Consider the following 10,282-nt stretch of genomic DNA (forward strand, 5'->3'; position numbering starts at 1 on the left):
ACATTTTCTTGTATTGGGGTGACGATCGTATGTCAGAAAAACAAGCTTCATCTCCACCGGACCCAATGAAGGAAAAAGGTCATCATGAGCAGCTTTTATTAGCTGAGCTATTCGAAGAATATGGGGTTTTGCTCCATTATAAAAAAAATGAATTTATCTTCAGAGAAGATGAAGAAAGCAAGCATATTTATTTTCTTAAGTCTGGGTTAATTAAAATCTCGCAATCAGCAGAGGAAGGTCATGGTATTACGCTGTTTTTACGTAGTGCGGGTGAAATATTCGGTGCGGCGGAGGTGCTGACCGGCCAACGTAGACAAAGATTCGGGCGATGCATACTGAACAGCCAAGTGCTGCTCGTACCTGCAGACCATTTTAAAAGCTTGGTACTAAGCCGGCCGGATGTCCTTTATGCACTAACGGTTTCTAACGCAAGGCGTTTGCTGTCTACCCAAAGGTATGTCGAAACGCTTATCTCCCGCCCTGTCGCTTGGAGGCTCGCCCATTTCCTCAGTCAGATCGGAGAGTGGCAGCAGAGCGAAATACATGTCAAGCTACCGCTGAGTCATGAAGAAATGTCCTACATCATCGGGTGCAGCAGGCAGACGATAACGGAAACATTGAACAAATGGAAGGAGCAAGGTCTTATTCAGTACGAAAAGAAACAGGTAATCATTTACGATTACGAAGATTTCATGTCTAAGCTATGACTCGGCATATGGATCAAGGGGGAAATCAAGACATGATTGACATACAAGGGGTTAGCAAAACGTATATGGAGCGGGATAGCGGTACCTTTATGGCCATTGAGAACGTCTCCTTCTCCATCCGGAAAGGCGAGTTCGTTTCCATCTTGGGGCCGTCTGGCTGCGGAAAATCAACGCTGCTGAAATTGATTGCAGGGCTGGAGCAGACGGAAACGGGAAAGATTGAAGTGCTCGGGAAACCAATTCACGGACCGGGAACGGACCGAATCGTTGTTTTTCAAGAGCATACCTTATTTCCGTGGTTGACGGTGCTTGAGAATGTCTCTTTCGGATTAAAGCAGCGAGGGATGAAGAAAAAGGAGCGCTATGAGCGGGCGATGGAGCAGATCAAGCTGGTCCATCTCAGCAAATTCGCCGACCGCTACCCACATGAGCTATCCGGAGGCATGAAGCAGAGAGCAGCAATTGCCCGGGCACTCGTTATGGATCCTGACATTCTATTGATGGATGAGCCGTTTGCAGCACTTGATGAGCAGACCAGACTGCTCTTGCACAAAGAACTCGAGGAGATTTGGATGAAAACACGCAAAACGATACTCTTCATTACACATAACATTCGGGAAGCCGTTCTGCTATCCGATAGGGTGCTTGTCATGTCAACCCGACCGGGCAGGATTAAGAAAGAGTATGAGATTCAGGCAGCAAGGCCGCGAAATGCAACAGATTCGGTGCTCCATCATATCGAAGGACGCATCATGGATACGTTGGCTGATGAGCTGGAGAAAGTGGTAAGGGAGGAGCATGGCGATGACTACCAGATTCAGAGGAGCAATCTTTCTCATCCTTCTGGTCATTTTATGGGAGATAGCATATAGGGTATTCGATTGGGGATGGATGTTTCCCTCTGCTCAGCAGACAGCTCAAACCTTGTACGATGGCATCATTCACGGTCATCTGCTTGAAGCAGTTGGCGGCAGCCTTCGCCGTATTCTCATAGCATTTGTTCTCTCTTGCGTCATTGGAATGACTTTAGGAGTGATCTTTGCCCGAAATCGGTTGGTGGATGAGACCTTGGGCTTTCTGGTGGTCGCCTTGCAGACGATTCCAAGTATCGCTTGGCTGCCCTTCGCCATAATCTGGTTCGGTCTGAATGACTTTTCCGTCATATTTATTACGACCATTGGAGCAACATGGACGATGACAATCGCCACAAGGACTGGAATTAAGAACATTCCACCTCTGTATATCCAAGCGGCACAAATGTACGGAACTGGCAGAGGACTTAAACTTTTCTATCAAGTGATGATTCCTGCTTCGGTTCCTCATCTGATCATGGGAATGAGAATGGCGTGGGCCTTCGCTTGGCGAGCACTCGTCTCTGCAGAGCTGATTGCACGTGGCATCGGACTCGGACAAATGCTGCAGGAAGGCCGCAATATCGGTGATACATCGCTTATGCTGTGCATTGTGATTATCATTGCCGTCATTGGAACCTTATCTGACCGGTTTTTCTTCAAGCGTATGGAAGATCGGGTACTAATTAAATACGGCTTGAATGGCACTAAAGCGTGAGTCTATGTACAAGAAAAGGGGTTTAATATGAAGAAATTTCGATCATTTTTACTCGTAGTGTTTCTGCTGACTACTTCTCTCCTATCTGCCTGCGGCATAGGAGCTGCAGGTGGCAATAAGGAGCAGGCATCAGCAGCATCATCAAGTCAACCCGCAGAGCCTTCGACAGTGAAAATCGGTTTGCTCAAAAATGTGACCCACGCCCCAGCTTTCGTCGCGATAAAAAATGGCTATTTCCAAAAGCAATTTGGCAATAACATCAAGGTCGAGGTTGTTGGCTTCGATAACGGCTCCGATTTCTCCACGGCCATGGCTACTGGCCAGATTGATATTGGCTTTGTGGGACCTAGTCCGGTGACCAACCAGTACGTTCGAAGCAAGAATATCAAAATTATATCTGGCTCCAATAATGGAGGTGCAGTGTTGGTTGCCAGGAACGACTCCGGCATTTCGAGTGTCAAGGATTTGGTGGGAAAGACAGCCGTCATTCCGACGAAAGGCAGCACCAATGAAATCTCCTTGCGTCTGCTGCTTGAGCAGGAGGGGGTGAAAGTTACAACCGATACTTCAGGTGTGCAATTAATTACAATGGCACCGGCTGACACGCTCGTGGCGATGAAACAGAAGCAAGTTGATGTTGCATTGCTGCCAGAACCGTGGGGAACACAAATTGTAGGCGAAGGCATTGGCAAGATCGTTGTTGATTGGAATAAAATACCGCCGAATGACGGCGATTATCCGCTAACCATTGTGGTGGCGAATGATAAATTCTTGAAGGAGCATCGCAACGAGGCGAAAGCAGCCATTCGTGCAAATAGCGAGGCAATCGAGTTTATTCAGAAAAATCCGGAAGAATCCTATAAATTAGTTAGCGATGAGTTAAAGGAATTGACAGGTAAGGGCTTGGCGCTGGAACTAATCAAGGCTGCATTAGATCATCTTAGACTGACAACGGATGTGGATAAAGCATCGCTGGAGACAATGGCCAAGGTTGCCATAGATGCAGGCTATATAAAGGGAATCGAGAAAAGCTCGCTGGATTTGAGCGATATGTTGGATTTGTCTTTGCTTCAGGAAGTGAAAAACGGAAAATAATAAACCTTTAACGCAGGAGGAATTCAACATGCATATACAGCCACAGGTAAATCTTCAGCCCGAGTTTCATGAGGATATCAAAGTCATTTTGCTTGGAACAGGCTCTCCAAGAGCATTTTACGGCAGAGCTAAGCCCAGTGTGGCCGTACTTGCGGGTCATAAGGTATTTTTGGTCGATTGTGGCGGCGGTGTCGTAGATCAACTTATTAAAGCGGGGGTCATGCCCCAAAGGGTGTCCGATGTGCTGTTTACCCATCATCATTACGATCATAACAGCGGTTTTTTCGATGTGTTTATTACAAGCTGGCGAACACACATTACTCCTGAGCGTGTATTTGAGGGACGTTCAACGCCGATGCATGTTTATGGTCCTGAGACAACCAAAGAAATTATCGGTAAAATGCGGGAATCTTTCGAGTTCGATGTCAAGCTACGTGTCAGCTATAATTTGTCAGATGAAGCGGGGGCTCGGATCGAATATACCGAACGAAACGAGGGGGTTGTCTACGAGAAGGAAGGAATCAAGATTACGGCCTTTGAAGTGGATCACCGCCCAGTCTATCCTGCGGTCGCCTATAAATTTGAATACAACGGGAAGTCCGTCGTTATTTCCGGGGATACGATTCCTGTAGCGAATATGTTGAAGTACAGTCAAGGTGTCGATCTCTTCATACACGAGGCGTATAACAAAGAATGGCTGGATACGCTGATTGAGCAATATCCGGCCTATGACAAAGCGCTTTCTAACCCAGCCAAATATCACACGACGACAGTGGAAGCTGCCGAAATCGCCAAGCAAGCAGGTGTGAAGCATCTGGTGCTTACTCACCATATCCCGGCTCCGGAAGCTAATGAGGTTGCCGAGGAGGAATATATCAAAGGGATGCGGGATATCTATCAAGGGCTGATTACTGTAGGGCGCGACCTGATGTCCTTTCAGTTAGGCTAGAGCATAAGATCATAATGAACTCCTGGAGAAGCCAATCATAATTTAACATGATTGGTTTTTTTGTTTTTTACCTGAGCAGATAGTTAATGACTAAATGGATTGAAATGTCATGTAATATAACGCATTAATTGGAGTTATAAATATATGTTATGAAACATAACATATATTTATTGAAAATCATCGTATTACGATATATATTGGTAATAAACAGAGATAGAATTGGTGAAATGAGGGAGAGGAATGGAAGCAAATAAGCAATCTAGAAGGGGGCTTGCCATAGCTGAAGCTGTGGAGCTGCTCTTGCAATATACCAAAAAGCAGCCTACAGAACATGTTTCGCTAATGAATTCAGTTGGGCGGGTTCTTGCTTTTGATTTTTACAGCCAGTTTCCGATTCCTTTTTTTCGTAAAGCTGCCATGGATGGTTATGCGGTCAATTTTGGCGATATTGAATATGCTAGCGTTGAGAATCCGGCTCTTTTACAAGTAACAGCTGAAATAAGGGCAGGGTCAGTAGAACTGCCGCTGGGACAGCATGCATCCGTTCGCATTTATACAGGAGCTCCAGTCTCTAATCAATACGATACTGTCATTATGCAAGAAGCAGTTATCACGATGCCGGATGAAATTCCGTTCGCGAGGTTTCCATTTCCATCTGAACGAGGTAAACATATTGCAGAAATAGGAGAAGACATTCCCGCAGGGATCTGTGTAATCACGCAAGGGACCGTCATAAGCTCCAAAGAGATTGCGATACTAGCTTCATTCGGCATTCAAAATATGGAGGTCTTTCGTAAACCGATAGTAGCCGTCATCCCAATAGGGGACGAGTTACAGGTGCCTGGTGAAACATTAAGGCAATATCATTTATATGAATCAAATGGTTTTATGCTGGAAGCTAGATTGATAGAATCGGGAGCTGATTGCAAGCGATATCCCCCTGTACCTGATGATCCGATTTGCATAGGTCAGGCGATACAAGCGGCATTATTGGAAGCGGATTTCATCATAACGAGCGGAGGCGTTTCCGTAGGGAAATATGATTACATTCTTCAAGTAATGGAGGATATGTCCGCGCTGCCGTTGTTTACAAAGGTACTAATGCGGCCAGGTGCGCCAACATCCGCTTTCCTAGTAAAGGATAAGTTGAGCATTCATTTATCCGGTAACCCATCGGCCTGCTTTGTTGGTTACGAGCTTTTTGTCAAACCAATGCTGCTGTTCAAGTCAGGCTGTAAGACATATGGTAGTGAGCATATCGAAGCGATTCTTGATGCTGATGTGGGGAAGCCAAGTCCATATCCAAGATTTTTGCGTTCCTACGCTGAAATAAGAAAAGGAGTACTGTACGTGACACCGTTATCTAAAGATAGGTCAGGCAATATCGCGGCCTTTGCAAAAGCGAATGCCATGTGCCTGATTCCACCAGGCGGAAGTGGAGCTGCAAGAGGGCAGATTGTTCAAATGCAGTGGATCTAACGGTCTGAGTTGGTCAAATGGACTTGTTGAACGTAAATAACTATAATAAATAGCTATACAAACAACCATATCATTCATTATGGTGAAAGGGGTATACGATGATACAAAAAGCGACTTTTGCCGGTGGCTGCTTCTGGTGTATGGTGAGTCCATTTGAAGATCAACCAGGCATTCATGGTATTGTGTCTGGCTATATGGGCGGTACCGTTGAGAATCCAACTTATGAACAAGTGAAGACTGGGGAAACCGGTCATTTGGAAGTTGTCGAAATTACGTTTGACTCGGCTATCTTCCCATATGAGAAACTGCTCGAGTTATATTGGCCTCAGATAGATCCTACCGATGATGAAGGACAGTACATTGATCGCGGTAGCCAGTATCGTACAGCTATATTTTATTACAATGAAGAGCAGCATGAGCTTGCTCTACAATCGAAAGCTGAGCTCGGGCAAAGCGGACGTTTTGATAAGCCGATAGTAACGGAGATTAGGCCAGCAGCTACTTTTTTTCCAGCAGAAGAGTACCACCAGAATTACCACACCAAAAACCCAAAGGCATATAAAGAAGAGCGGATTTCCTCTGGTCGCGATGCTTTTGGTGAGAAATATTGGAAGTAATAAGTAGAGAAAGCAGGGGCCTATCTGGGTGCCCTGCTTTTTTTGAATAACGAGTTAGCGGAATTTCACTTGCAGAAATCGGACAACCCTAAGTAAAATATGGTAGTAACTTTATTACGTACTTATGGGAGGAAAGCAATGCGTATTCGCAATGACCGATTTCCTGGCGGGGTTCACAAAGCCCTGACCCTTAGTTATGATGACGGAAGAATACATGACCGCAGACTCGTAGGGAAGTTAAATGAATACGGAATCAAAGGAACGTTCCACTTGAACAGTGGCTTTTTGGGCAAGGAAGGATATATTTCAGCGGAAGAAGCTGCTTCACTTTTCACAGGGCATGAGGTATCCGCGCATACGGTGGATCATCCATTTTTGGAGCAATCGCCGACGGACCAAATCGTCTCGGAAATCATAGACGACCGCAGAGCTTTGGAGTCGCTAGTTGGCTATCCCGTCAGGGGGATGAGTTACCCTTTTGGAACAAACAGTGATCGCGTAGTTTCGCTACTGCCTGCTCTTGGCATTGAATATGCGCGAACCGTAGCAAGTCACGGGAAATTTCAACTTCCGGACGATTTTCTAAGGTGGCATCCTACGTGTCATCATAAGCAGATGATGGAATACGGGGAGCAGTTTGCCAAACTTGAACAAAGGCATACACGCATGGCACTGTTCTATGTATGGGGACATAGCTATGAATTTGAAAACGATAACAATTGGGATCTTATCGACCGTTTTGGTGAGATGATGGGCGGGCACGACAACATTTGGTACGCAACTAACACGGAGATCTTCACCTACTTACAGGCAGTAGAACAGCTGCGCTACTCGGTAGATCGTCATCTTGTACATAATCCCACAGCGACCTCCGTTTGGATCAGTGTGGAAGGGGATTCCGTCGAAATTCCAGCGGGGCAAATTGTTAGGTTGAGCTGAGGGGTGTGTGCGATTCTTCCCATAATCAGGTATACTAAAGCCTACAGATGAAAAAGGGGGAATACGATGTTTACGATTACAAGTTATACGGTTGAAGTAATCAAAGATCCGTTCGGTATTTTGACCGGACGCCGTTACGAATTTCTCATAGACATTGAAGTTGAGGAAGATGATGAACTTTACTCCGAAAGCGGATTGTATATTCGTGCGATCTATAACGTTGAAGAAGGCAAATCAGGTCTACTGAAATACGAACTTTATGAGAAAACGACGCAACTGTACCTCGATTTTGAACTTGAGGACGATGAAGTCGCGGAAGTGGATGCATTTTGCAAAGCGCATGTGCTTGAAGCGGACGACGAGTAGAAGCCATAGAGTGAGTGAGGGGCTGTCTCGAGGGTCATTGGACCTTGGGACAGCCTTTTTAATCTTAAGAATACTTCACAACCTTGTTTTTCCCGGTGGTTTTGGCCTTATACATGGCTTGGTCGGCTTGCTTGATAAGCTCTTCGGCGCTTAAGCCGTTCTTGTATTTGCTATAGCCAATGCTAGCGGTAACAATGGTCTCTTTCTCAATTCGGCTGCGAACGCGCTCCGCGAATGCCTCCATTTTGACACTAGGATCAGTAACCATCACGACCATCTCTTCCCCGCCGTAACGGCCTGCAATGCCGCATTCCTCAGCTTCATCCTTCATAATTTGCGCCACTTGCTTGAGCACGTCGTCGCCCATTTGGTGGCCTTTGGTATCATTTAACTTCTTGAAATTATCAATATCGCTGAACAAAATATAAACAGGAAGATGCCTTGCGACATACTGCGAAACTCGATTGTAGAAAAATTTGCGGTTATACAAGCGAGTTAGTCCATCCGTTATGGATGAATTATAGATAGCCTGCATGAGCTCAACGACACGATCAAACAGCATAATAAATAATAAAAAGTAGAAGACGATCGGTAAAATATTGCCCGCTAGGGTCAGCCAAATCTGATTATTTCCATACATATACACATTGATTAAATGACAGCTTTGGATGAAGAAAAAGATCGTAAGCGCCCATTGATACTTCGTTTGTTGACCGATATAAGGAGGTATCATGTAAAAACACAGAAAGATCAACACAAAAACATAAAGCTCAAGACCAATGTCTTGCAGCAATCGAACCTGCTGAATCGTCCCGTTGTACATTTGAGGCACACTAAAATGAAGAATAGAGACAACGAATCCCATGATGATCAAACCATAGAAAAATATGTACTGTTTGCGGTGCGTTCGATTGTATAATTGATAAACTCCAAAATTCAAAAGTACGAATGAAACGATTTTCAGCATTAACAGCACGTATGCGGTTAAGCTTGTATCTAGCGCTGTGAGCAAGACGTATATCTTAAGCAGGTAATGAATGCCAACGAATATAACGGAGAAGGTCATGGACATGTAGCCTTTTTTACGGCGATCAAGAAACAATCGAAGTGAAATGACGAACATGAGTGTCACAATGACTAATACGATAGCATCCGATAATAATGAAGCTAAATCACCGAACATGAGATCAACAGCTTTCATGCGTTCCCCCAAAACCCCTATTTTTCGACAAGATGTGATTCTATTATAAAGGAAAATGGGAAAGAGGGATAGAATCGTTTCGAGTGGCATGAAGTTGTTCTCTTTTCTATTCGGCGCACACAAGTTACAATAAGAAGGTAAAGCTCAAGGCTTTGAGAGAGGGGCTCATGCAATGAACATCTTGCAAGCATTATTTTTCCCACCGGAACAACCGGGAGGGGTGTCATCCATGGTTCCCTATATATTGGACCGATTTAATAAAAAGGGATGGGAAATGGAATTATTTTCGCTGCCAAAAAGGATTCGCAATAAAGGCACAGAGGAAGTGGAATTCACCACTTTCGATTGGCGGAAGTATGCCGGTAACCCGATCGTTGATAAATACATTCAGACTTACAAGGATTATGTTTGGTGGACGAAACTTCGAGTAACGAAGAAATATGACATTATTCATGCGCATCATCCGATTGCGGCAATGGCGATGAAGCAAATTTATCCAGAAACACCCGTGATTCTAACAATTCACTCCAGCTTTGAGAGAGAGCTTGTTTTGAACGGACGTATTAAGGAAAATGGCGTGGAGCATCAGTTTCTTACGCAAATCTATGAGGAGCTGGAAACCAAGGTCGATCAGATTATTACGGTGTCGAATTCGTTCAAGCAATATATTTCAGAGTTTGTGCAGGATAGCGAACGGATTGGCGTGATCCCGAATGGTTTTGACGAGAAACGTTTCCGGCCGATTTCCCATGAAAATGCGGTGACGCAATTCATTACGGTATGTCGTCTCGTGCCTGCGAAAGGGCTGGATACCCTGCTAATCGCTTGCGGAGAGCTGAAAAAGCGGGGTCATCCCTTTGTTTTACATATCATTGGGGATGGACCAGACCGGGAAAAGCTGGAGAAGCTGGCCATTCAGCATAATATTTATGAAGAAACGATTTTCTATGGCTACATGCTGCATCCTGAGGAATTCATGCCTTTCTTTGATGTCTTCGTATTGCCGTCGCGCGCGGAAGCATTCGGTTCCGTATTTGCGGAGGCCGCACTATGCTGGCTAGCCTTAATTGGGACGGATGTCGGGGGGATTGCAGAGCAAATCGAACATGGACATAATGGATTGTTGGTGCCTGTGGGAGATGCCATGGCATTAAGCCATGCCTTGGAGAAGGTCGTTATTGATCCGACATTCCGCTACAACCTAGCGCGCACCGCGTGGGAAAAAGCGAAGAAAACATATTCGTTGAATCGTGTTCTGCGCCAACTGAAAAGCGTCTATGAGAGCTATCAAATAGAGGAACATATAGCGGTAAAGAATGAAGAGCAGAACGAAAATAGCTAAAGCAGGAAGGCGTTAGAG

11 protein-coding genes are annotated in these 10,282 nt (G+C 45.1%); 10 read left to right on the forward strand and 1 reads right to left on the reverse strand.

The genetic code is table 11. The features are described from left to right. Window positions 1-29 precede the first annotated feature (29 nt). The 9 genes from GQF01_RS24695 (at window position 30) to GQF01_RS24735 (ending at window position 7,721) form a co-directional block, all read left to right on the forward strand. Window positions 30-707 (forward strand): Crp/Fnr family transcriptional regulator, encoded by a 678-nt coding sequence (locus GQF01_RS24695; protein ID WP_161409429.1) that lies wholly within the window; start codon window positions 30-32, stop codon window positions 705-707. Between the two features lie 32 nt (window positions 708-739). Next, window positions 740-1,579, forward strand: a complete 840-nt coding sequence (locus tag GQF01_RS24700; protein ID WP_161409430.1) for an ABC transporter ATP-binding protein — start codon at window positions 740-742, stop codon at window positions 1,577-1,579. Further along, the gene (locus GQF01_RS24705; protein ID WP_202556643.1) at window positions 1,512-2,276 is read left to right on the forward strand and encodes an ABC transporter permease; all 765 of its coding nucleotides are present in this window, start codon (window positions 1,512-1,514) and stop codon (window positions 2,274-2,276) included. Before GQF01_RS24700 ends, GQF01_RS24705 begins: the two co-directional genes overlap by 68 nt. A 27-nt stretch (window positions 2,277-2,303) precedes the next feature. Then, window positions 2,304-3,371 carry an ABC transporter substrate-binding protein gene (locus tag GQF01_RS24710; RefSeq protein WP_161409431.1) on the forward strand — a complete coding sequence of 356 codons (1,068 nt, stop codon included), beginning with the start codon at window positions 2,304-2,306 and terminating at the stop codon, window positions 3,369-3,371. A gap of 28 nt (window positions 3,372-3,399) precedes the next feature. Then, window positions 3,400-4,320, forward strand: coding sequence for an MBL fold metallo-hydrolase (locus GQF01_RS24715; RefSeq protein WP_161409432.1), 921 nt, complete (start codon window positions 3,400-3,402; stop codon window positions 4,318-4,320). Window positions 4,321-4,560: 240 nt separating this feature from the next. Continuing rightward, on the forward strand, window positions 4,561-5,799 hold the full coding sequence (locus GQF01_RS24720) for a molybdopterin molybdotransferase MoeA (RefSeq protein ID WP_161409433.1): 1,239 nt from the start codon (window positions 4,561-4,563) through the stop codon (window positions 5,797-5,799). A gap of 98 nt (window positions 5,800-5,897) precedes the next feature. Beyond that, complete coding sequence (msrA, locus tag GQF01_RS24725) at window positions 5,898-6,416, forward strand: peptide-methionine (S)-S-oxide reductase MsrA (protein WP_202556645.1); 519 nt, start codon at window positions 5,898-5,900, stop codon at window positions 6,414-6,416. A 138-nt stretch (window positions 6,417-6,554) separates the two neighbouring features. Beyond that, entirely contained in the window at window positions 6,555-7,355 is an 801-nt protein-coding gene (locus GQF01_RS24730) for a polysaccharide deacetylase family protein (RefSeq protein WP_161409435.1), read from the forward strand. A gap of 66 nt (window positions 7,356-7,421) precedes the next feature. Further along, window positions 7,422-7,721: a DUF6509 family protein gene (locus tag GQF01_RS24735; RefSeq protein ID WP_161409437.1), complete on the forward strand. Its 300-nt coding sequence runs from the start codon at window positions 7,422-7,424 to the stop codon at window positions 7,719-7,721. Between the two features lie 64 nt (window positions 7,722-7,785). On the opposite strand, the gene GQF01_RS24740 is transcribed toward GQF01_RS24735, so the two are convergent. Further along, window positions 7,786-8,922 (reverse strand): GGDEF domain-containing protein, encoded by a 1,137-nt coding sequence (locus GQF01_RS24740; protein ID WP_202556647.1) that lies wholly within the window; start codon window positions 8,920-8,922, stop codon window positions 7,786-7,788. Window positions 8,923-9,094: 172 nt separating this feature from the next. Here GQF01_RS24740 and GQF01_RS24745 point away from each other — a divergent pair, with 172 nt between their 5' ends. Then, a complete protein-coding gene (locus GQF01_RS24745) occupies window positions 9,095-10,264 on the forward strand; it encodes a glycosyltransferase family 4 protein (protein ID WP_161409439.1) in 1,170 nt (389 codons plus the stop codon). Window positions 10,265-10,282 lie beyond the last annotated feature (18 nt).

This window comes from Paenibacillus silvestris (assembly GCF_009882985.1).
Classification (GTDB): domain Bacteria; phylum Bacillota; class Bacilli; order Paenibacillales; family NBRC-103111; genus Paenibacillus_E; species Paenibacillus_E silvestris.

Bases quoted from the DNA above. Each gene is read 5' to 3' on its own strand.
- GQF01_RS24735 (WP_161409437.1), top strand. From the start codon at position 7,422: ATGTTTACGATTACAAGTTATACGGTTGAAGTAATCAAAGATCCGTTC.
- GQF01_RS24705 (WP_202556643.1), top strand. From the start codon at position 1,512: ATGACTACCAGATTCAGAGGAGCAATCTTTCTCATCCTTCTGGTCATT.
- GQF01_RS24695 (WP_161409429.1), top strand. From the start codon at position 30: ATGTCAGAAAAACAAGCTTCATCTCCACCGGACCCAATGAAGGAAAAA.
- GQF01_RS24715 (WP_161409432.1), top strand. From the start codon at position 3,400: ATGCATATACAGCCACAGGTAAATCTTCAGCCCGAGTTTCATGAGGAT.
- GQF01_RS24720 (WP_161409433.1), top strand. From the start codon at position 4,561: ATGGAAGCAAATAAGCAATCTAGAAGGGGGCTTGCCATAGCTGAAGCT.
- GQF01_RS24710 (WP_161409431.1), top strand. From the start codon at position 2,304: ATGAAGAAATTTCGATCATTTTTACTCGTAGTGTTTCTGCTGACTACT.
- GQF01_RS24745 (WP_161409439.1), top strand. From the start codon at position 9,095: ATGAACATCTTGCAAGCATTATTTTTCCCACCGGAACAACCGGGAGGG.
- GQF01_RS24730 (WP_161409435.1), top strand. From the start codon at position 6,555: ATGCGTATTCGCAATGACCGATTTCCTGGCGGGGTTCACAAAGCCCTG.
- GQF01_RS24740 (WP_202556647.1), bottom strand. From the start codon at position 8,922: ATGAAAGCTGTTGATCTCATGTTCGGTGATTTAGCTTCATTATTATCG.
- GQF01_RS24700 (WP_161409430.1), top strand. From the start codon at position 740: ATGATTGACATACAAGGGGTTAGCAAAACGTATATGGAGCGGGATAGC.
- msrA (WP_202556645.1), top strand. From the start codon at position 5,898: ATGATACAAAAAGCGACTTTTGCCGGTGGCTGCTTCTGGTGTATGGTG.